Source organism: Aureispira sp. CCB-E (assembly GCF_031326345.1).
GTDB lineage: Bacteria > Bacteroidota > Bacteroidia > Chitinophagales > Saprospiraceae > Aureispira.
The window spans coordinates 2,218,433-2,242,914 of sequence record NZ_CP133671.1; the positions used below are offsets into that span (position 1 = coordinate 2,218,433).

At 38.8% G+C, this 24,482-nt stretch carries 12 protein-coding genes; 7 read left to right on the forward strand and 5 right to left on the reverse strand.

What is annotated here, in order from left to right; translation table 11 throughout:
• Positions 1-28 precede the first annotated feature (28 nt).
• Positions 29-844 (forward strand): AraC family transcriptional regulator, encoded by an 816-nt coding sequence (locus QP953_RS08555; protein WP_197043821.1) that lies wholly within the window; start codon positions 29-31, stop codon positions 842-844.
• 189 nt (positions 845-1,033) lie between these two features.
• On the opposite strand, the gene accC is transcribed toward QP953_RS08555, so the two are convergent.
• Complete coding sequence (accC, locus tag QP953_RS08560) at positions 1,034-2,518, reverse strand: acetyl-CoA carboxylase biotin carboxylase subunit (RefSeq protein ID WP_309554643.1); 1,485 nt, start codon at positions 2,516-2,518, stop codon at positions 1,034-1,036.
• A gap of 319 nt (positions 2,519-2,837) precedes the next feature.
• On the opposite strand from accC, the gene QP953_RS08565 reads away from it, so the two are divergent.
• Complete coding sequence (locus QP953_RS08565) at positions 2,838-4,151, forward strand: CapA family protein (RefSeq protein WP_052595765.1); 1,314 nt, start codon at positions 2,838-2,840, stop codon at positions 4,149-4,151.
• 1 nt (position 4,152) lies between these two features.
• Positions 4,153-4,869, forward strand: a complete 717-nt coding sequence (locus QP953_RS08570; protein WP_156039727.1) for a hypothetical protein — start codon at positions 4,153-4,155, stop codon at positions 4,867-4,869.
• Between the two features lie 31 nt (positions 4,870-4,900).
• On the opposite strand, the gene QP953_RS08575 is transcribed toward QP953_RS08570, so the two are convergent.
• Positions 4,901-7,915, reverse strand: coding sequence for a gliding motility-associated C-terminal domain-containing protein (locus QP953_RS08575; protein ID WP_309554644.1), 3,015 nt, complete (start codon positions 7,913-7,915; stop codon positions 4,901-4,903).
• Between the two features lie 756 nt (positions 7,916-8,671).
• On the opposite strand from QP953_RS08575, the gene QP953_RS08580 reads away from it, so the two are divergent.
• Both QP953_RS08580 and QP953_RS08585 read left to right on the forward strand, forming a co-directional pair.
• Positions 8,672-9,733, forward strand: coding sequence for a methyltransferase (locus QP953_RS08580; protein ID WP_052595760.1), 1,062 nt, complete (start codon positions 8,672-8,674; stop codon positions 9,731-9,733).
• Positions 9,734-9,941: 208 nt separating this feature from the next.
• The gene (locus tag QP953_RS08585) at positions 9,942-11,123 is read left to right on the forward strand and encodes an acyl-CoA dehydrogenase family protein (protein ID WP_052595758.1); all 1,182 of its coding nucleotides are present in this window, start codon (positions 9,942-9,944) and stop codon (positions 11,121-11,123) included.
• A 283-nt stretch (positions 11,124-11,406) separates the two neighbouring features.
• On the opposite strand, the gene QP953_RS08590 is transcribed toward QP953_RS08585, so the two are convergent.
• Both QP953_RS08590 and QP953_RS08595 read right to left on the reverse strand, forming a co-directional pair.
• Positions 11,407-20,715, reverse strand: a complete 9,309-nt coding sequence (locus tag QP953_RS08590; protein WP_309554645.1) for a gliding motility-associated C-terminal domain-containing protein — start codon at positions 20,713-20,715, stop codon at positions 11,407-11,409.
• Positions 20,716-20,773: 58 nt separating this feature from the next.
• Positions 20,774-21,172, reverse strand: coding sequence for a hypothetical protein (locus tag QP953_RS08595; RefSeq protein WP_309554646.1), 399 nt, complete (start codon positions 21,170-21,172; stop codon positions 20,774-20,776).
• A 455-nt stretch (positions 21,173-21,627) separates the two neighbouring features.
• Between QP953_RS08595 and QP953_RS08600 the strand changes: the two genes are divergently transcribed.
• Together QP953_RS08600 and QP953_RS08605 are read left to right on the forward strand one after the other, a co-directional pair.
• Entirely contained in the window at positions 21,628-22,320 is a 693-nt protein-coding gene (locus tag QP953_RS08600; RefSeq protein WP_309554647.1) for an SDR family oxidoreductase, read from the forward strand.
• Between the two features lie 14 nt (positions 22,321-22,334).
• Positions 22,335-22,991, forward strand: coding sequence for a flavin reductase family protein (locus QP953_RS08605; RefSeq protein WP_052595070.1), 657 nt, complete (start codon positions 22,335-22,337; stop codon positions 22,989-22,991).
• A gap of 108 nt (positions 22,992-23,099) precedes the next feature.
• Here the strand turns inward: QP953_RS08605 and bshA are convergent, their stop codons facing one another.
• Positions 23,100-24,239, reverse strand: a complete 1,140-nt coding sequence (gene bshA / locus QP953_RS08610) for an N-acetyl-alpha-D-glucosaminyl L-malate synthase BshA (protein WP_052595068.1) — start codon at positions 24,237-24,239, stop codon at positions 23,100-23,102.
• Positions 24,240-24,482: the final 243 nt, after the last annotated feature.

Here is a 24,482-nt window from a genome sequence, read left to right on the forward strand (position 1 = left end):
TATATTTGAATCTATGGAAAAAACAATAATGAAAACAATCGAGTGCGAACAGATGCAAATTGCAGCATCAGTAGAAGCACTACTAGTAGAACCGCACACAATTTATTATCCTAGCAATGTCTTGATTTATTTGCAAGAAGGGCAAATGACCTTGGAACGGAATGAGGAAGTTTATATTATTGCCAAAGGCTCTTTTGCTTTAATTCGTAAGTATACTAATGGACAGTGTTTTAAGACTTGGGGCGAAGGGGAGTCCTGTGCTAGAATGATTGCTTTCGTTTTGCAAGATGAATTTCTACAAAAAGTCATACAAAACTTACCTGTTCAAAGCAATACTTTGGAACGTGTAGAGTGTGTTGTCCATTTGCCCTACAATACGTTGCTAAAAGGATTAATGGATTCAATATGGGCATATGTAGAAGGCAATTTGACATTAGATCGTCAAATGGTTGAGCTAAAAACAATGGAAGCGTTGATGGCTATTGCTCAATCACGCCCTGATTTGTTGACTGTTTTAAAAGAATACACAAGACCTGAACGAGCGGATTTAGAAAGTTTTATGCAGCACAATTTTATATACAACATACCACTCGAAAAACTTGCTAGAATGGCAGGGCGTAGTCTTTCTACGTTTAATAGAGAATTTAAGGCTATTTACCAACAATCTCCACACAAATGGATTAAGCAGCAACGTTTGGAAATGGCAAAGCGCTTGTTAATCCAAACCCAGAAGACTCCTTCAGATGTTTATTTGGAAGTGGGATTTGAAGATTTGGCACACTTTAGTCGTTCATTTAAGACGTATTTTGGAAAAAATCCTTCTGAGATAAAGAAAATGCTGTAAAGGTGCGTCGCAATGATTAGCCCAATAAGTTGGTAGATGCCTTGTCGGAGCATTATTGATAACTCCGTATATGTTTTGTTACAATAGCAAAAGCATATACGGAGTATTGTAAAAGGGGATGTTAGTGACGTTCAAAAAATACGTTTTCAAAAAGATTAGGCAAATTGAAAGATTATTTTTTATCGTTACTTAGCTCCATTTGCGAGCCGCCCACTTAGATTTTTGAGTGTTTTGTGTTGTTGTTGCCGTACTTTGTTGTTTATTAGAATTCATCAAGTACGCTGCTAATTTAGCTGCCAATTCTGCCTCTTTATCATCCTCTTGGACTAGTGCATTGGGATCAAAGTGTTTTTTGACAAAGTTAGTATCAAAATTACCAGAAACAAAAGCATCGTGTTGCAGTACATAGGTTCCAAATGGTAGTGTTGTTTCGCAGCCGTCAATATGATATTCTTCAATGGCGCGCAGCATTCTTTGGATAGCTTCTTGACGATCTTTGCCGTAGGTGATCAATTTGGAAATCATCGGGTCGTAATAAATAGGAATATCCATTCCTTCTTCAAAACCATCATCGACACGTACGCCTGTTCCTTTAGGAATTTTGTAAGTGCTTAATTTTCCAATACTTGGCAAGAAGTTATTAACAGGATCTTCTGCATAAACACGAAGTTCGAGGGCATGACCTTGTATACTCAAATCTTCTTGTTGAATACTTAGCTTTTCGCCTCTTGCAATCAAAATTTGCTGTTTAACTAAATCAACACCCGAGATTAATTCCGTTACAGGATGTTCTACTTGCAAACGTGTATTCATTTCTAAGAAGTAGAACGTCTTATTATTTTCTAATAAAAATTCTACAGTTCCAGCACCAACATAATCACATAATTGAGCTACTCGTACGGCACAAGCACCCATCGCATCTCTTAATTCGGGTGTTAAAACGATAGAAGGAGCTTCTTCTACAACTTTTTGATGACGGCGTTGAATGGAGCACTCTCGCTCAAACAAATGAATGACATTGCCATGTGTATCGGCCAATACTTGTATTTCGATATGTCGAGGAGAGGTCACGTATTTTTCAATAAAAACAGAACCATCGCCAAAAGCAGATTGCGCTTCAGAGATCGCACGTTCCATTTGCTCGTCTAGTTCTTCAACCTTTTCAACGACGCGCATTCCTTTTCCACCACCACCAGCAGAAGCTTTGATTAGAATAGGAAAGCCAATTTCTAGGGCAATTTTTTTTGCTAGTTCAGGATCTTCGATGGCTTCTTCTGTACCAGGAACCAATGGAATGTCATTTGCCTTCGCAGCTTCTTTCGCAGCTAATTTACTTCCCATCATCTCAATAGCATGAGGTTTGGGACCAATAAAAGTAATACCAGCATCTGTAACTTGTTTGGCAAAAGTAGCATTTTCGCTCAAAAAGCCATACCCTGGATGAATGCCTTCAACCCCTAGCTCTTTGGCAACAGCAATAATTTTTTCTCCCAATAAATAAGACTGGTTGGAGGCAGGAGGACCCAAACAAACGGCTTCATCAGCATAGCGAACATGGGGAGCATTTCTATCAGCTTCGGAATAAACAGCTACCGTTTTGATGCCCATTTCACGGCAAGTACGCATAACACGCATGGCAATTTCTCCTCTATTAGCAACCAGTATTTTTTTCATAGTCTTAATTATATATTTATGTTAGTGGAGGGATTTCTATCGTTTAAAATTAGCTTCAAAACAGAAGCTTTGCGAATTTACAAAAAAAATAGAAAAGGAAGTGTTTTTCTTGAAAAACAGGAATTACTTTTGTCTTGCTTGCAAGGTGTTTTTTCTATGGACTTATAAGGTGTTGACGCTTGTAAGTTAGAATGTTATGTTGTTTTAGATAGAACTGTGCAGATGTTTTTGTATTTTATCCAAATATTTTTGATTGAGAATTGTTGTATTAGTAGTATGATTGAATTATGATTAATGGCAGCTGCTTAATAAAATAACTATGAAAATTACCTCTTATCTAATTCTACTGGCAAGTTGTACACTATCGTGTACGAATGTGGATACTCCAACTACTATTACAAATTTAGCTAACCAACCAATCGACACTTCAACCAAAGAAGTATTGTTAGTAGATAGTTTGCATCGGATAAAGTTGACTTTTGTGGGAGATATCATGGGACACGACAACCAAATTCGTGCGGCAGTTGGCGAGCCTTCTAAGATGAAGAGTAGGGATATGAGTGATTTTGATTATGAAACTTGTTTTAGGTATGTTAAACCTATTTTTGAGGAAGCAGACTTGATGATTGGAAACTTGGAACTTACTTTGAGCAACAAAGGGCGTTATACGGGATATCCAATGTTTCGGTCGCCAGATATCTTAGCTGCGTACTTAAAAGATGCAGGTTTCGATTTGTTGACAACTTGTAACAATCATTCCAACGATGGATTTAAATACGGTTTAACACATACCATAGATGTTTTAGATTCTCTAGGAATCAAACATACAGGAACCTTCAAAAACCAAGCAGAGCGAGACTCTCTTTATCCTTTAATTGTAGAGAAAAAAGTGGATGGAACAACTTTTCGCTTGGCTTTTATTAATTATACTTATGCAACGAATGGGCTTAAAACCAAAGAGCCTTGTATTGTCAATATGATCGAGCAAAATCAAATTTATAAGGATATTGTACAAGCCAAAGCGGCAAAACCTGATATGATTATTGCCATTATGCATTGGGGAAAAGAATACAAATTAAACGAACATAGAAGTCAAGTTGAATATACGCAGTTTTTGTGGGAAAATGGGGTAGATGTTGTCATTGGGGCGCATCCTCATGTCATACAACCAATTAAGACAGATACTATTTGGCAAGAAGATTCTTCTACTTTTCGAGAAGTATTGGTCACCTACTCTTTAGGAAATTTTATCTCTAATCAATACCGAACAAATACGGATATTGGTCTTATCTTTGAATTAGAATTAGTAAAAAATAGCCAAACAAACCAAACTACAATTGGAGCGCATGATTATATTTTAGCTTGGCGCTATATACAAGGACGTTATAATATGGATTTAAGAGAAGGCTTTGACTGGACGTATGCAGTATTGCCTGTGACAGCATTTGAAGATAGTCCTCAAGTCTACTTTGATATAACAACAAGTCAAGTACAAGCGATGCGATCTGTAGCTAAGCGCATGCGTACCCACTTAGGCAAATGGCAGAGTAAAGAACGCAAGGTTGCTCTAAAAGATTTGGGCTCTATAAAGTCTTTGAAAAAAGTAGATGCAACGCCAAAAACAATTCAATAACATGAATCGAATACTGATATGGACAACAATCATTAGCATTACTATTTGTATTGCCATAAAGGAATATGTAGCTTATAAAAGTTTTGATATTGAAGCACATTTATTGGCTTATGGCAATGCTAAACATACGATTCATAAGAGGCGGCTAGATTTTGAAAAAGAATGGAAATCTCACCCACAACGTCTACCAACGCTTCAAAAAATGGCTAAAAACTATTTGTATACTACTTTAACAGATAGCGTTTTTTCTTATTGGTATGGTACAACTTGGGATTTTAACGGTACAACAGAGAAGCCCCGAAAAGGGAAAATTGCTTGCGGCTATTTTGTAACCACAACACTTGAGCATTGTGGTTTTACACTACCACGAGTAAAATTAGCTCAGCAAGCTGCTTCTATCATTATCAGAACCCTATGTCCGAAGAAAAGTATTCAAGCATTTAATCAATTAAACAAACTAAAGGCTTATTTGGATACACAACCTAGTGGTATTTATATCGTAGGATTAGACACACATGTTGGCTATTTGTGGAATACTAAAAACAACCTTTACTTTGTACATGCTAGTTATTCTGGTAATAAACAAGTCCGTAAAGAACTTTGGAATGAATCCATTGTGTTAGGAAAATCAAAGTTATTCGTTGTTGGAAACTTATTGGATAACATTGAATTGATGAACCATTGGATTAAAGGAACTCCTATTGCAATGAAAGAATAGATTAGAATAAGCATTTAAAAAAGAGAATGAATTATCGGAATAACGTTAAGTCGCCAGAATATCGAATAACGGCGCCATCAATAAACTCTACCTCAACCATATAAACATAAACTCCTGTTTGCAACTTTTGACCTCTAAAAGTGCCGTCCCATCCAAAGTTTTTCCAATGACTAGGGATATTTTCTTTGTTACAAACTAAATCCCCCCATCGATCAAAAATCAAATAACGTTTGATCATTGCCACATCATTGCCACTGTAAACATCATGGATGTCGTTCTGCCCATCATTATTAGGAGAAAATGCATTGGGGATAAATAAATCTCGATCTTTTTCAACAACCACTAAAAAAGAATCCCTAGCAATACATCCCGCTTGTGTTGTTACTAAAACGCTATAGTACTTACGATCATCGACTGGTTGTATGGTTGTTTTACGACAAGGAGGACAAGTTATGTCTCCTGTATTAACAGACCAATCATAGGTATAATAATCAAAAAAACTAAGTTTTGCTTCTACGTCTAAGGTGGCACCCAATTCAATGGTAGTATCTCGTCCAGCATCAACAACTAATAAGTCGGGTTCTTGGACAACAACAGGACTATATTCAGCTCTACAGCCAGCAGCATCTTGTAGGTATAATTTGTACGTAGTTCCAGCAGGAACCGCAAAGCTATCAACCGAACTAAAGTTGATGCCATCCATAGAATAGGTATATCCAGGACGACCGCCCTGTCCAATAATCCGAATACGTCCGTCAGAGTATCCAAAGCAACTAACATCTTGAACATCGTAGTTGACTCGAAGAATAGGAGGTTCCGTCAAACTAGTTTGGATGGTTTTAGTACAGCCATTAGCATCTGTTACAGTGAGTTGATAGTTGCCCGCTCTTAAATTGGTGGCAATAGAATCCGACTGGAAGGTTGACCATTGATACTGATAAGCATAGGTACCCCCTGATACAATAGGAATTAAAGCACCATTGGGATTTCCCGTACAACTAACTTCTACACTATCGAGTACAATTTGAAGTGAATCAGGTGCGGTTAGCGTAAAATTGACAGGTGCCCATGTCCTACAGCGATTGGCATCCCATACGGTATCTAAAGTATAGGTACCCTCAGGCAGGTTATTTAATTGTGCTCCTGTAGCATTATGATTCCAAATATAAGAATAAGGGGCTAAGCCGTTTTGTGCCACTACTTGGATACTACCATCAGCATAACCAAAGCAACTTGGATGAACAATCCCTGACGCAACAGGATCTAATTGTAAAACCAATTCTTGAACTTGATAACTAATTATGGTATCACAACCTTGATTATCTTGAAGTGTCAAGTTGTACGTTCCGTTTGATAGGTTATTATAAGATGTATTGGTGCTAAATCCTGTATTATCCCAATTATAAAGATAGGGAGCACCATTTGACCCATTGCTATTAAGTACTAAAATGGCACCATCTGTTCCTCCATCACAGGTAGGACGAACGATGCTATCTGTCAATTCCCAAGGCGGTGGTCCTCCAATGGTCAGTGTTTCTTCTGCTGTACAAATACCATTCGAAATACTAACCATATAGTTTCCAACTAACAAATTATTGATTGTATTTCCTGTATTACCAGTAGACCAACTGTAAGAATAAGGCGTTAGGTGGGTGGTAGTTGGAGTAATAGTTGCTACACCATCTGGATTATCTCGACACAAAACATCTGTAGTGGCGGTGGTATATTGTAAAGCATTGACTGTTTGGCAGCATGAATCGACATTTAACAAAACAACATGTGTCACTAGACAGCCCTCTGTCGTTTCTACAGATAAAACAGCCGATTTTTGACCTGGAGTATTATAGGTCACGTTATGAGGACCTTGTGTATTGGCAGTTGCAGGGCTTGCACCAGTTCCAAATGTCCAAGACCAATTGGCAATATTTCCAAAGGCAAAACTAGAATTATCTGTAAAGGTCCATGTTTCACTAGCACAATTTGTACTAGGAGCAGAGACATTAAAATCAGCAGTAGGTCCCTGAAAGGTTGCTGTTCCACCAAAATCCATTTGAAAACCATTGCCTGTGGAGGTGAAATTATTAATCAGTAAGGCATAACTCCTTCCTGCCACTAAATTGGCAGGAGATAGCCAATTGTCTTGTCCTTGCGAGCACCCAGGTTGTTCATTGGTATCGTTTGAGGTGGCTCTTAGCCCTGTAGGACCATGACAAGGGGTGGGGTAGTTGGCAACAGCCTCACCAGCAGCCATACAGCGAAGTACCGTTTTTCCTACACAGTTGTTAATTCCATTGGGCAGTTCGTAAAGAACAAAATCCAAATCATCAGAGGCATTATTAGGAGTCAACGTAAATGTCAGAGAGCCACTTTGGTCACAGGTCCACTTAAACCAAGTAGAATTGGATTCAGAATTTCCTCCTAAACCTCCCAGGCAACTATTGGATGCTTCATCAGGATCTAAGCCAGCTCCTACAACGCTTTGAACAACAAAGGAAGATTTATCACAAAGAACAGATGCAGAATTACAATCAGAGCCTGGTAGGGCAGGACCATTATAGTTTTGAGCACAAATCTGGAATGTTCCAGTACTACCCAAGTTTCCTTTTATACGCAAAAAGTAAGTTTGCCCAATGACCAATGCCCCCTTGTACAAGTCGACAATGTTATTTCCAGCAGAAGCATTTTGACATTGCAAGTGTGATAAGGTGCCACCACTACTCGTACAAGTGCCTGTATAAAGAGCAATTTGAGGACGCAATAGTGTGCCTCCTGGTGTTGGTGCTTGACTCCCGTTTACGGTAATATTGATATCAGTTCCTACCGCTACAAAACTAAACCAAACATCTCCATTATTATTACTAAAACACGGGGAAGTAGGAAAATTGGATGCTGTTGCTCCTACATTGGTGTAAGCGGCAACTGGAGAACACCAATTGCTACTAATAGGTAAAGGAGTCGCATTGTGACAATCGTCATTGCTAGGCTGGGCAAAAGATACGAGACAAAGACAACTGCAAAATAAAAGGAAGATTAAACGAAGAAACATACCGAATAAACTATTGATATTTGGAAAATTGGATTGATGTTTTGGATAAATGCACAAAATAAGTGCTAATACCAATGGAACGATTATAAAGCTCAAAAAGATTGCCACATTGCAATAATTTTATATTTACATATAAAACCGTTTTAATTTAGCCTTCCCCTACCTTTGTAAGTCATTAATTGACAAATAAAAACAACTTATAGTCTAAAAAACAATGGGTAGTAGATGATTTTTAGTTTTTAATGTGTTTTGTTTTGATAATTAAGTGGTTAGGGCTTGGCTTGTTAAATGAAAAAGAACACCACTTGATGTTTTTCTTTGAAAAACTAAAAAATTAGCAATTTACTATACCTTAAAACGATAATAAAACCTATTTTGGGGGAAATTTCTATCCAATGAAAGCAAATAAGAAAGGCAAAGAGCTGAAACATGATTTTTCTTAAATAAGTGGAACCTGAAAAATAAGGGAGATAACTTTTCTCAACGATTACTTAAAATATAGGAATTATAACCAACTTAATTAATAGTTCTTTTACCTTTAAACCTTTAATACAGAGTGAAAAGAATGGGTTTGTTCAAACTATTTAGCCTGTTTTTTACAACTTTTCTAATAAACAATAACCCACGGTGTCGTTTAATGCTAAGTCATATAAGTTTTACGCAGTATAGGGTGTAAAGCATTGTAAATGATAAAGTAGCCAACACAGTGGACTATTATAAATAAAATAACCATTAAAGATTAAAATTAGAAACAATATGGCAAATCGAATGTCTGCTATTGAAGCAAAGTATGAAGCGCAAAAAATAGCATTTGCACCTATCTTTTTTCACGCAACAGTATGTCTTAAGGAACTAAATATTTTAGACGTTATAGCTAAAGCTAGAGTAGGACTTACTTTAGAAGAAATTGCAGAACAAACAGGATTGTCACATTATGGCGTAAAAGTTCTTTTAGAGGCTGGTTTGTGCATTAATATTGTTGAGCAAGACGAGGAAAAAAAATACAGATTGACAACTGTTGGACGCTTTATCCGTTCGGATCGAATGACAGAGGTTAATATGAATTTTGCTAAAGATGTTTGTTATGCAGGTTTGGAGCATTTAAAAGAGTCTATTGTAGAAGGAAAACCTGCTGGTCTAAAAGTCTTTGGTGATTGGCCAACAGTATACGAAGGTTTGTCTCAATTGCCAGATCAAGTCAAAAAATCTTGGTTTGAGTTTGATCATTTTTATTCTGATGATGCTTTTCCTTATGCTTTAGACCTTGTATTTAAAGAGCCTGTGCACAATTTATTTGATATTGGAGGCAATACAGGAAAATGGGCAAGAGCTTGTTGCGAATACAACGATCAAGTCAACATAAAAATGTTAGACTTACCTGGACAGCTAAATGTAGCGAAGGAAACAAATGCCAAAGAGCCTTATTCGGATCGAATCAGCTATTTTGAAATCAATCTATTAGATGAAGAACAAGCGATTCCAAAAGGTGCAGATACGGTATGGATGAGTCAGTTTTTAGATTGTTTTAGTTCGGATGAAATTTTATCTATTTTAAAACGAGTACATGATGCTGTAGACGAAAATGCTTTTGTTTACATTTTAGAGCCATTTTGGAATAACCAACGATTCCCTGCAAGTGAATTCTGTTTGGTAGGAACATCTCTTTACTTTACTTGTATTGCTAATGGAAATAGCAAAATGTATCATTCAGAAGAGATGAAAAAAATGTCTGTAGATACAGGATTTGAAGTAGTGGATACATTTGAACTCATAGGAGATTCTTATCATACTTTGTTAAAACTTAAGAAAAGAAGTTAAGTAACTTGAGGGAAGGTTAAGAGTTATTTTCTATGGGCAATATAGAGCAAAGAAAATAATTCTTAATTTTTTAATTAAAATCTTATATTTGTCGAAAATTTAGTGCATACGGAGGACTAATTCTTAAAAGTACTAAATTTTATAATAAACAATCCTTTTTACTAACCAGTGATAGCCATAAGGCTATGCTATATAGAACACAAGGTTTATGAATTTTGAATTAACCGAAGAGCATTTAGCAGTAAAAGAGGCTGCTCGTGATTTTGCACAACAAGAACTATTACCTGGCGTTATTGAGCGCGATTCTAAAATGATTCACGCTACTGAGCAACTCAAAAAAATGGGGGAACTTGGCTTTTTGGGGATGATGGTTGACCCTAAGTATGGGGGAGGAGGAATGGATGCACTTTCTTATGTGTTGGCTATGGAAGAAATTTCTAAAGTAGATAACTCCTGTTCTGTTTGTATGTCTGTTAACAACTCATTGGTTTGTTGGGGATTAGAGGAGTATGGAACGGAAGAACAAAAACAAAAGTATTTGACAAAATTAGCCACTGGTGAATGGATTGGTGCTTTTTGTTTATCTGAACCAGAAGCGGGCTCTGATGCTACCTCTCAACGTACAACAGCGATTGATATGGGCGACCATTATGTTTTGAATGGTACCAAAAATTGGATTACAAATGGAGGAACATCTAGAGTACACTTAGTAATTGCACAAACGGATGTAGAGAAAGGACACAGAGGAATTAATGCTTTTATTGTTGAAACAGATTGGGATGGTGTTGTAATTGGAGCTAAAGAAGATAAGCTAGGAATCCGTTCTTCAGATACGCACACTATCATGTACAATGATGTTAAAGTTCCTAAAGAAAATCGTATTGGAGCAGATGGCTTTGGATTTAAATTTGCTATGAAAACGCTTTCTGGTGGTCGTATAGGGATTGCTGCACAAGCGTTAGGAATTGCAGGAGGTGCTTATGAATTAGCTTCTGCTTATGCCAAAGAGCGCAGTGCTTTTGGAAAGCCAATTATTAAGCATCAAGGTGTTAGCTTTAAGTTGGCTACTATGGCAACTGAAATAGAAGCTGCTAAAATGTTGGTATATCGTGCTGCTTGGTTAAAAGACCAACACATGGAATATGATTTAGCAGGTTCTCAAGCTAAACTATATGCTTCTGAAGTAGCTATGCGCACAACAGTTGAGGCTGTACAGGTGCATGGAGGATATGGTTTTGTAAAAGAATATCACGTAGAGCGTTTGATGCGTGATGCGAAAATTACACAAATCTATGAAGGCACTTCGGAAGTTCAACGCATCGTTATTGGGCGATTCAACGAAAAAGGACAGTTATATGTGCCTGTTGTAAATTTGCATAAAGTTGAGTAGTTTGATAGAGTAATTTATTAACTTAGAATAAATCATAAAATGTTATGCTCATAGAGTGTAGCATTTTTTTTTGTCCAATTGAAAATGGATTTATGGTATTTAACAAAATCAAAATATAGAGATTAAAGAACTAAGTAATAGTGATCTTATGAGCGTAGCGAACGATCAGGTAATAGAATTGTAGGAGTCAACGAATTGTTATTATTGATCACTATGAGATAAAAAAAGCCACTAGAGATTTTATTTTCTAGTGGCTAATTTTTTATAATAATATTAATGATTATTACCTGAGAAGGGTAATATTCCCTTTCACTTGTTCTGTATGTCCATCTTTAAACAAGACATCAGCATACCAAGTATATGTTCCAGAAGGAGCTGGACGACCACGATAGATTCCATTCCATCCTTGTTCTGGTACATTAATCTCCGAGTTGTTGCCCTCAAAGACCAAAGTTCCCCATCTATCGTACACTCTAAAGATCGTTACGGTCTGAACTTTTGAACCACCTTGAATAAAGAAGTAATCATTCACCCCATCTCCATTTGGCGTAAAGCCTGTTGGAGCATTCGCTCTTCTTAATTTGGTTACTTCTATCATGACAATACTATCCACTGAACAGCCATTGCTATTTGTTGCTGTAAATTGATATTGTACCGCATCCTGTGGTCTAATTCCAAAGCTAAAGCTGCTGTCTGTTACCAAGCCCATTGCTCCAGAAATTTGTTGCCAACTGTAAGTCACTCCTACCGTATCGTTCAAACTAGCTGCTATCGTCAAGCTATCCAAGTATTCGATGGTTGTATCGCCTGTCATACTTGTGATAAAGAATGGATCTGCATCTTCTACCACCAACATGGTATCCGCAACACAGCCATTTTCATCTCGAACCGACAAGGTATAAATTCCTGACGCCAAGCCAGAGAAGATATTACCATTTTGCCACGTACTGCCATCAATACTGTATTCTAACAAACCAACTGTCACTGTTCCTCCTGATCCAAATGCGGTCAAGGTTCCTGTTTGATCCCCTGCACACAATGTGCCTGTCGTATTGCCTGTAATAGTCAATTCTTCTGGCTCTACGATGGAGATGCTTGTTGTTTCAAAACAACCTCTACTATCGGTCACTGTTACATCATAAGTCCCTGGTGTCAAATTACTCGCTGTACGTGTTGTCGCACCATTGGACCAATTGTAGTTGTAAGGACTCGTTCCGCCAGTTGCTGTCACTTGTGCAGCTGCATTGCCATCTCCATAACACAAGATGCTATTCGTTGAAGCTATGCTCAAGCTAATTGGAGCAGGCTCTGTTATCGTGTAGTTAAACGTTTCTTGACAACCATCGGCATCCGTTACCGTTACTGTATAATTACCAGCACCCAAGCCTGTCACAGGATTGCTCACCATTCCATTTGACCAGCTGTAATTCACCAATACTTTGTTCGAACCAGTAATGTTGATGGAACCATCGGTCAAACCATGGCAACTGATGTTGCTCACTGTTTCTGTTACCGTGATGGGCGTTCCTTCTGTTAAGGTTACCGTTGCCATTGCCGTACAAGCATTGGCATCTGTAACAATTACCGAAATAGCTCCTGCACTCAAATTCGACGCATTTAATCCTACTTGTCCACTTGGATCAGTCCAAACATAGGTGTAAGGTCCAACTCCACCAGAGGTAGCATTCACGGCAACAGCTCCATTACTTCCTCCAAAACAAGAAACATGTTGTAGAACGGTGGCACTAACTGTCAATTCTGTGGGTTCTCCAATTGTACTGGTTAGTTCTAAAGAACAACCATTGGCATCCGTCACGCTTAGGTTGTAGGTGCCTGCGGGTAAACTATCGGCAACAACAGTTGTTTGAACCGGTGTGCTATTCCATGCGTATTGATAAGGTCTTGTTCCTCCTGTGATAACCGCTCCCAATTCTCCAGTAGAAGAACCGAAACAAAGCGCATTGGCAGCTGTAATATAACCACTCAAAGCATCGTTTGGCTCATTGATGGTAAAGGTATCAATATCAAAACAACCATTGGCATCACTGACCGTAACAGTTTGTACACCCGCCGATAAGCCTGTGGCATTCGGGCTATTTTGTCCAGGAGCACCACTCCATTGGAAGGTGTACCCACTCGTTGGTGTTCCTCCTTGTACTGCCAAGGAGGCTGTTCCATCATTACCACCATGACAAGAAACATCGGTTGTATTAATAATGGTTGCTTGCACAGCGGTTGGTTGTGTTACTATTGCCGTAGCCATTCCAGTACAGCCATTCGCATCGCTTACCGTAACGACATAAGTACCGCCAGCTAAATTACTCGCTGTTGCCGTCGTTTGACTGCCTGCCGCAGCATCCCATTGATAGGTGTATGGTCCAACACCACCACTAACGGTGGCTGTCGCACTTCCTGTCCCTTGTCCATTACAAGTGGCAGGAGTTGTACTGCTGATGGTTGCCAAAACAACCGAAGGTTCACTAATCGTGACGGTTGTTTGTGCCGTACAGTTGTTCGTATCGCTCACCACGACTGTGTAAATGCCCGCACTCAAACCTGTTGCTGTTGCTGTGGTTTGGTTGCCTGCTGCGGCATCCCATTGATAAGTGTAAGGACTGGTTCCTCCAGTTCCTTGAGCCGTGGCTGTTCCTGTTGCCGTGCCATTACAACTAGCATCGGTTTGGGCACTAATACTAGCACTTACTGCCGTTGAGGGTTGAGTAATCGTCACACATTCTACATGCGTACAAGCATTGGCATCGGTGATCGTCACACAATGTACGCCTGCACTTAATCCTATGGTCGTGGCGGCACTGCTACCATTCGACCAACGATACACATAAGCGGTCAAGCCAATTGGTGTTCCGCCACTACCTTGTGCTGTAGCACTGGTGGTGCCACCAAAACAGTCGATAGGATCAGCACTAATGCTTCCTGTTAGAACGGTTGGTTCGTTGACATTAAACACCTCCACTCGATCACAACCATTGGCATCGGCTACCGTTACGGAGTAGACGCCTGCTGCTAAACCAGTCGCTGTAGCGGTTGTTTGAACAGGAGTCGTTGACCAAGTATAGGTATAGTTGCCAACACCACCACTTGGATAAGCTGTCGCACTTCCTGTTGCCGTCCCGTGACAAGAAACATCTGTCACGATAACTGAATCAATTAAAACAGAGTCGGGTTCTCCAATAGAGATGGGCAGTGCAATCTCACAGTTGTTTCCATCTCGTACAAAAACGGTGTAAGAACCTGCTCCTAAATTGTTGTAAGTATTGATATTGCTAAAGACATTGCCTGTTTGACCAGGTCCTGTAATTTTATATTCATAACCATTCACTCCTAAGGTTCCTGTTCCAGGAGTGGCATTGACTAAGATTTGTCCGTTGGCATCTCCATGACACAAGACATCAACAGCGGTGTAGGTGGCTGCTAATTGTACTGGGTCAGCAATGGTAATGCAAGTATCCATTTGACAACCGGCTACATCGGTGACGGTGACACAATAAGTCCCCGCTACTAAACCATTGATGTTGGCGGTATTTTGTCCTTGTGGGCTCCAAACATAGCTGTAACCACCACTGCCACCAGCCACAACCACACCAACCGATCCATCGGCAGCTCCGGTACAACTAATGGCAGCACCATTGTAGTTGCTTAGAACTTGTGGATTTAATGTGATAGCTGTTGGTTCGGTTAAGACAGAACCTGTGCTCACACTACAACCATTGGCATCGGTTACCGTTACGGTATGTGCTCCAGCACAAACGTTGGTGGCGATGCTTGTATTTTGTCCGTTGCTCCATTGATAGGTGTAATTTGGTGTTGCTCCTTGTGCATCTACTTCTATGCTACCATCACAACTTCCATGACACGATGGATTTAGTTGATTGATGATGGCGGCAGTTAATACCGTTGATGGTTCAAAGACCGTAGCACTACCTAAAATGGTACAACCATTAAAGTCAGTTACAGTTACTGTATAAGTTCCTACTGTTAGATTACTTGCTGTAGCAGTTACCTGTCCACCACTTCCAGTTGATGGATCCCATTGATAGCTATATGGGAAGGTTCCGCCAGTAACTAAGGCTGTTACCGAACCATCATTTCCGTTTTTACATTGTACCGAATCTACATCAAATCCTAGTTGTAAAGCCGTTGGCTCTGTAATAATTACGTTTGCTGTTACGGTACATCCATTGGCATCGGTTACGGTAACACTATGTGTATTGGCATCTAATCCTGTTGCCGTTGCGGTATTATCTCCATTACTCCAGTTATAAGTATATGCTCCGACACCACCAGTTAGACTAATGGTTGCTTGTCCATTTGAGCCACCAAAACAACTCACGTTGATGGTAGAGAAATTGATATTACTAAAGCCTGCTGGTTCGTTCACCTGAATACAAGTATCAACCGTACAACCATTCCCATCGGTAACCGTTACACAATGCAACCCTGCTGGTAAACCTGTTGCCGTTGCTGTCGTTTGTGCACTGCTATTCCATGCGTAGCTAAAGCCTCCGACACCACCACTAGCATTGATCGTCGCACTTCCGTCAGAAGCTCCGTTACAGCTTGCCGATGTACTTGATACGGTAAAGCTGATGGCAGAAGGTTCTGTAATGGTATAACTTTCTGTGATTGAACATCCATTGGCATCGGATATGGTTACGGTATGCACGCCTGCGGCTTGACCAGAGCTTGTGGCAGAAGCTGTTGCTCCTGTCCCCCAATCGTAGGTATATGCAGGTACTCCTGGAGTACCTCCACCCACTGTTGCAGTTGCAGTACCATCCGTACCACCATGACAGCTTACTGCTGTTGTGCTTATTGTTGCTGTTACTTGACTTGGTTCGCTTATGGTAGTACTGGCACTATCAAAACAACCATTCGCATCAATTACTGTAACTTGATAACTTCCTATTGGTAGGTTAGTAATAGGATTAACAGTTTGTGTATTACTCCAAGTATAAGTATATCCACCGCCACCACCAGTAACGTTTGCTGTTGCAGTTCCTGTACTAGTTCCAAAACACAATACTGGGGTATTAGAGATAGTCACGGAAGGATGTTGATTAACAATCACATTAGTAGATGCTGTATCACTACAACCCAAAGCCGTTGTTACTGTAACTATATATTGACCACTGTTTGCTGCAACAGCATTCAATAAGGTTGGATTTTGTTGAGCACTAGTAAATGCATTTGGACCAGACCAATTATAGGCAACTCCTCCATTACTAGTTAGATTAATCGTATCATTTTCACAGATAGGAGTATTGTTATTAATCGTAATGGTAGGTTTAGGATTTACCGTTACGACAACAGAGTCTACCATATTACAAATTGGCACAAATTCTATGTCATCCAGACCGAAATCATTTCCACCATTACCAATATTTTGATTAACAATACAAATTGTAGCAGTGGTGTTCGTGCCAGAATTCCAAGTAGCAAAGAATTGATTCCATTGACAAGTTGTAGAACTTGCACTAAATGGATTTCCTACATTGACACCATTGATAGAAAACTGTAGACTAGCAGGGTTTGTTGCTTCAACCGAAGTAACCCACGTACTAAATTGATAGTCGGTGTTAGGGGTTACATTGACTGTTTGACACCAGACACTTTGATTGGCAACAGTAGAACCATTTACAATCATAAAGTTACCTGAGGAAGAAGTATGATCTGTACAAGATGAAAAATTGTTATGTGTATTACTTGAGTTGGTATTAATTGCATATGTTCCTGCATTGGATAATTGTCCAAATGGACCTCCTGTTCCTACTGTATAGGCACTAGAAAACCCAACGTCTCCATCTTCAAAATCACCATTATAAATAATGTTAACACCAGATAAAATATCAGCAGTAACATAATAAGTAGTAGTTGTTGTTGGGAATGCTAGTGGATTTTGCGCATTAGCATTATTTAGACTACCCGCAGGTGTCCATGTATAACCATCAGCCAAGGTCGCCGTTAATTGTGTTGTATCGCCTTCACAAATTGTCGTATCGCCACCTGCACTAAAGGTTTGAGTTGTTTGTAGAATAACAGTACAAGCAGTATCTGTACAACCATTGGCATCCGTTACAGTTACGCAGTAAGTACCTGGTAATAGTCCTGTTGCAAAGGCTGTTGTTTGGTTACCTGTATTCGCATCCCACAGGAAGTTGTAGCCAGGTGTTCCTCCTGAACCAAAGGCACGAGCAATTCCATCACTACTTCCATTACAACTAACAGGTGTTCCTGTTGTCGTAGCAACTACTGGAGTAGGTTCATTGATAACGATGCTATCAATAGCAACACAATTGTTATTATCCGTTACTGTAACAATATAAGTACCTGCCACTAAATTACTAATCGTTGCAGTATTGGCTCCTGTACTCCAGTTATAACTATAAGGAGTAAAGCCACCAGAAGGAGCTACTGTTGCTGTTCCATCACCAGGAACAGTGCCGTTACAAGATAAGTCTGTTTTTGTAATTGGTGTTAATAGTGGTGCACCAACATTTACAATAATAGAATCGAAGCCTATACATCCTTGTGCATCGGTAACAGTAACAACATGAACCGCACTTGTTGTTGCTGGAATAACTTGTGTATTCCCAGATGGACTCCATGCGTAATTGGCAAAGCTTCCCGCATCTAAGAATACGGTATCGCCTGCACACAATGTAGTCGAACCACTTGGCACGATAGTCGGAGTTGGACCAGGAGTAACGGTAATTTGTACAGAGCCAGTATCCAAACAACCCAATGCATCAGTAGTTGTAACACTAACTAATTGTGTGGTTGTAACGGTAACTGTTTGATTGGTGTCGTTCACAGCTGTAGACCATTGATAAGAGCTATAACCAGCTCCTGCATCTAATGTTACAGATTGCCCAAAACAGAATGTCGTTGGACCGCTGGTACCTATTGTAATTGGATCAATGCTTGTACATCCAACGGCACAGCATGTCAGCGAATCAGGGTCACCATCTTGACAAGATGTACCTGATAAAGCGAAAACTGTAATTTGTGCACATTGACTAGGCGTTAAGCCTGTAACTTGGAAAGAATCTACGGTTGCTCCCACAATATTAGGAGTATTACCATTTACAGAAACGCTATAACCGGCTGCACCAGGAATAAGTGCCCAGTTAAAAGTAACAGTAGTTGATGTAATATTTCCACAAGTTAAAATTGGGGCAGGTAGTGCAGAATCAATTGTGATGTTAACAATACCTGTATCTCTACAGCCAAATGCATTTTGTGCAATGGCCATATAAGCAGTATCAACCGTTGGATTTACAAAAGGACTATCACAAGCCACACAACTAATATTATAATTAGGACTCCAAGAGAAAGTCGCTTGCGATAAATCTTGGAAAGTAAGGCACCAATCTGTTAAAGTTCCATTAGTTGTTCCTAAACCTGAATTGTTGTGTACAATTCTTAGTGTCCATGTACCATTTGTGGTGGCACCAATCAAGGTATTAAAACCCGATGCTCCTGCTTGTGGATAGTATGAACCCGCAGGAATTCCTCCAAAGAAAGGTATGGATGTAATTGCTGCATTTCCAGCCGCAGAAGAGAAGGTTGAAGAAGGAAAGGCTGTGTTCAGTCCTCCATTTCGATTACTTAATGTAACAACTTCTCCACTAGGAGCAATTAAATCAATTGTAAGATGCCCTATGGCATTCATATTAATACCCAATTGAGTACTTAACGAAGCTATAAGTGCTGAGTTGATAACGCTAGGTGCAACTCCAGAAACATTTAGGGTAACTAAAGTTGTATTCTCTGTAACAATAGTAGTTGATGCAGGGATACAGAAATTTTGATTTCCAGAACTTGCTGCTACGCTTGCCCCTAGTTGTATTGTTGCACCATTACAAATCGTAGCATCTGGACTAACTGTAATATTAGCTGGATAAGGGGAAGAAATAGAGACAGTATCTGTTTGTACAGCACAAACACCATCATCGTAACTAACAACAAAAGTATCTGGTTCTATTAGAAATGCAAGAGGATTTTGAATGTTAGGATTGTTTAAATTGCTTGTTGGTGTCCAAGAATAGGTTGGACTACTGGGGGCAGTACCACCATAAACAACATTTAAGTTAAGTTGGACAGTGTCCAATTCATTGTCACAAATAAAATACTCACTTGCAGTTGCTTCGAAGGTAGTAATCCCTATAATTGACAAATTAAATGTATCTCTAGCATCACACTGACCTCCTGGACTAGATAATTCGTAGAAGATATTATGGTTGCCAACTGGTGTATTAGCCAAGTCTATTTCCCCTGTTTGTGTATTGACAAAAACGACTCCTGTATTGGAAGAAAAGGTTCCGCCAGGGGTGCCAGTAATGACTCCTGTTGGATTGCTTGGTCCCTGTTGGCAATAAACAGTATTGGGATAGGTAAACTCTGCATTAGGAATACCGATGACAATAATCGTTACGGTATCAACTGTGACACAACCACCGTAACTAAAATCAACCTCTAAAACAATTGAATCGTAGGCAACTCCAGCGGGGAGGGGAGGAGCTGAAATACTGGGTTGTGCCAAGGTGTCATCAGAAATAGTGGCAGGAATACCTCCTATCTGCGTCCACTTATATTGAGAGAAACCAACATAAGTGACAGGGAAGGTATCTATGGGGATTTTTATACTATCCCCCGAGCATATGGTCGTATCCCGCAAGTCAATTCCCGGAACAATGACTTCTATGGTTACAATTTCTTGACAGGTATTGGTTGGCGTTGTTGATTGGACCGCTATGTCAAATTGTTGTGTTCCAATATGAGAACGATCTGGAGTGAAAACGGCTCCTATACTTATCGTATCGTGGTTTAGCCCTGATGCGGTAAACAAAGAGGCACCAGGGAAGACACTATTGATGGTTGTAAAAGGTTGATATATTCGAAGGGTATCCGTGGGATTGCCCGAAACACCTATTTGTATCCCAAGTTGATCGTTGGGGCAAACAACGTACTGCCCATAAACAACACTTGTATCGGTTAAAAATCCATTGTTAATAGGATAATTAAGTGTATCTATATTGTAACCTAAATTACAGGGACAGCCAATACTACCTGTACCTGCATTGGAGGTACTAAAAATATTCGTTGGCTGATTAGAAAAGTTGGTAATCATCAAAATGTAGACCGAGCCTGCTACAGCATTAGATACTTGTACAAATTCGGTAGCTACAGCAGAATAACTACAGGTATCAACGACATTTCCATTGGCAATTGTACCATGTCCTAAATTGCCACAAAAGCTTTGAGCGGTTGCAGCATCGGGATAAGGTCCCCAAAGAATATAATCAATATCTACACCAGCAGTGTTTTGTAGAGTAATGTCAATTGTTCCTGATTGAGAAACGGTTAAGGTAAAAAAGGTTGGATTGGGTTGGGTGACTAAGCAACCGTAATTGTTGCCTGTTGGAGCTGTAGGACCATTAACGGTAGCAGCGTATTGGTTAACACTATCACAAAATGGAGTTGCATTATAGCAAGAATCACTTTGTGCAACTATGTTTGAACTTCCTAATAGTAGGACAAACAGCAGGAAGAGTTGATATATCTGTTTCATATTTTTTATTATAATGGTAGATAGTTGAATCAAAATTTTTTAATGATAATAATGAGAACTATCTATAGGAGGATTTTAATTGAGCCAATTCTTTTTCTAGAATTTGGATTCTATCTTTTGTATTTTTTAAAGCTGTTTGGTACTTCTGAAGCATACTAGGATCTACATTCGTAGAAGCTTTAGCATCTTTAATCGCTTGCTCCAAATGAGGAAGTTGATTTTTTAACTTATCAATTTCATGGGCATGATTGATCTTAGGAGAGGAGGTGGTCGTGTTGACTTGTTTCATTGGACAAGATGAACAGGCTTTTTTATCAGCAGTTTGCTGTTTGGCTAATTCGTCTAAGTCCACTTTGACAAAACCTAATTCTTGCATACGTTTTTCTGTATCAGAATTTTGTCCAAAAATTAGGGAGGGACTTATAATAAAGCAAATAAGTAGGAGGATGTATTGCATGATTATTTTTTTATAGAATTAAATGTGACTTAATTTTTAATTAAACGTGAAGTTAATAATAGTTGATATACGAATGATTAATAAAAAAAAAATAAAATTAGAAAAAGAAGGTTTCTAGTTGACCCCAAAACTGGGTAATTGGTATTAAAAAAACCTTGTTATATTGCTTTTTTGTTAAGCATAGGTGATTTCCTTAAAAGAGAATCTCTTTTTAAGAAACGTTAGGTTTAAATACTATGCTGCCTGATGTTGCCACTATATTTAGAAGCTTTCTAAAAAAAGACTTAAATAATATAGCGTTGTTGGAAACATTAATTTATGCTGCTGTTGTTTGGTATCAAAAGCACATACTAATCGGTGACGTATTCTTTAAAAAAAACGCTTCTTAACTCAACATAATAAGTAGAAGGCTGTTGTTTTGATATTATGAAAGTTGATTACAAAAATGAAGAACTATGAAACAACAATATATCATCGTTGGGGGGAGTCGGGGGATTGGCAAAGCAACTGCTGAACTTTTAATCAAAGAAGGACATCACGTCCATATTATTGCTAGAAATATGCCAGAGTTAGAAGGAGACTTTGATTTTTATTCTTGTGATGTTCTAAATGATGTGTTGCCTTCCATTTCAGCGAAAATAAATGGTCTTGTATATTGCCCAGGCAGCATTAATTTAAAACCATTTAAAAGCTTAAAGGAAAAAGACTTTCAGGCAGATTTTGAAATTAATGTCTTGGGGGCTGTAAAAGTCTTGCAAGCTTATGCTAAAGGGTTGCAGGCATCTAGTGAAGGATCTGTCGTGCTTTATAGTACAGTTGCCGTTCAAACGGGAATGGCGTTTCATGCATCTGTGAGTATTGCAAAAGGGGCGATAGAAGGACTTGTTCGTTCTTTGGCAGCGGAGTGGTCACCCAATATTCGGGTAAATGGTATAGCGCCCTCCATTACAGAAACAGATTTAGCTGCTCGATTATTGCGTAACGATAAACAAGTCGCTGCAGCAGAGGAGCGACACCCTTTGGCAAGAATTGGTCAACCATTGGATGCTGCTCAATTAACCGTATTTTTATTGCAAAATACATCTTCATGGATGACAGGGCAAATAATTGCTTTGGATGGAGGAATGTCAGCCATTCGAAAATTATAAAATAGAAAAAGGATATGATTAACAGGGTAATTCAACGAGAAGAATTGCTAGAAATGGAGCATTTGTTTCGAATCAATTTAGTTAATAGTATAACAGGATACAAGTCGGCTAGCTTGATAGGAACGATAGATAAAACAGAGCAAACACCTAATTTAGCTATTTTTAGTTCTGTAACACATTTTGGCTCTGAGCCACCTTTGATTGGATTTGTATTACGCCCAACTACTGTTTTTCGGGGTACTTATGAGAATATAAAATCAACAGGTTTTTATACGATTAACCATGTTAACACATCTATTATAAAAGCGGCACATCATACCTCTGCAAAATATCCAGCAGAAGTTTCCGAGTTTGACAAAACAAACTTAACTCCAACTTTTAAAAATGACTTTTGTGCTCCTTATGTGAAAGAGGCACAAATAAAAATAGGGATGGAATTTAAGCAAGAGATTCCAATAACATTAAATGGAACCATTTTGATTTTAGGTCAAATCCAAGAAATGATCGTACCCAAAATTTGTTTGCAAGAAGATGGTTTTGTCGATTTGAATGTAGCGGAAACGGTTGCAATAAGTGGATTGGATGCGTATCATTTTCCTAAGCAATTGGCTCGTTTTGAGTATGCTCGTCCAAATCAACGTGTTCGAGAAATAAAGGATAGAAAATTATAGACCGTAAATGCCAAGTGGAGCGTTATGTACGTTAAGTCATCAAACAGATAGTGTTTAAAAAACTCTATGATGCTTGATGACTTAATTGCTTGACAGTGTTGTTATTGTTTACTTGGCATACACAGCGGTATCAATTACTTCTTGATAGTATTCTTCATAGATAGGAAGGATATTGTGAATATCAAATGTTTTAGCCTGTTCTAAAGCATTATTTCTAAACGCTTGATGTATTTCATCTGTACTAAAGATTTTGAGTGCATTGGCAGCCATATCTTTTACATCCCCGATATTGCTTAAATAGCCCGTTTTGCCATGTATATTAACCTCTGCTAAGCCTCCAGCATTAGAAGAAATGACAGGAACTTCACAAGCCATTGCTTCTAGAGCAGATAGACCAAAACTCTCACTACTAGAGGGCATTAGGAACAAATCAGAAATAGCTAAGAGTTCTTCAATGGCATCTTGTTTGCCAAGAAAACGAATGTCGTCACAAAGATTTAATTCTCGGCAAAGCTGTTCTAAGTTTTGGCGTTCGGGACCATCTCCAATTAACAAAAGTTTGGAATCTATTTTTTTGCGAATAATGTCAAAGATACGAATGGCATCGTCTACACGCTTGACTTTTCTGAAATTTGAAATATGTGTGATAATTTTTTCCCCATTGGGGGCGATTGCCTTTTTGAAGTGATCTTTGTCTGTTTTTTTGAAACGGTTAAAATCAATAAAATTGGGAATAACTTTAATTTCTTTGGCAACATCAAAGAAGTTGAGTGTATCTTGTTTTAAGCTTTCAGAAACAGCTGTCAGCCCATCGGACTTATTCATTGCAAAAGTAACTGTTGGCGCATAGGCTGGGTCTTTTCCGACTAAGGTAATATCTGTTCCATGTAATGTGGTTACAACAGGTATATAAATTCCTTCGTTTAGGAGAATTTTTTTTGCCATATAAGCAACCGAAGCATGAGGAATAGCATAATGAACATGCAAAATATCTAGCTTGTCGTATTTGACAACATCCACTAATTTGCTAGCTAACGCTGTTTCATAAGGAGGGTAATCAAATAAAGGGTAATTGGCAAAGCGAACTTCTTTGTAAAAAATATTTTCGTGAAAGGCATCTAATCGAGCAGGTTGTCGATAGCTGATAAAATGCACTTTATGTCCTCTAGAAGCCAAGCCTTTTCCTAGTTCAGTTGCTACCACTCCCGACCCTCCATAAGTAGGGTAGCACACAATTCCAATTTTCATCTTATGCTATTTTATATTTAGTAGTTGGTTGATGGTCATGAGATCGCAAGCTTAGTTAACAAAAAATAGATGTATTTCTATTGCTGTGATAATTAATAGTGTATTGTGAGATTTGAATTTATTGATTATCAAACGAATAAGATTTAGCTATACTGCTGCTACATGGTTTCAACGAACTGTTGTTATATAATTACTTTGTGGGGCACTTAAATTTATGCATTTTATTGCCTGAGATCGTTTTTT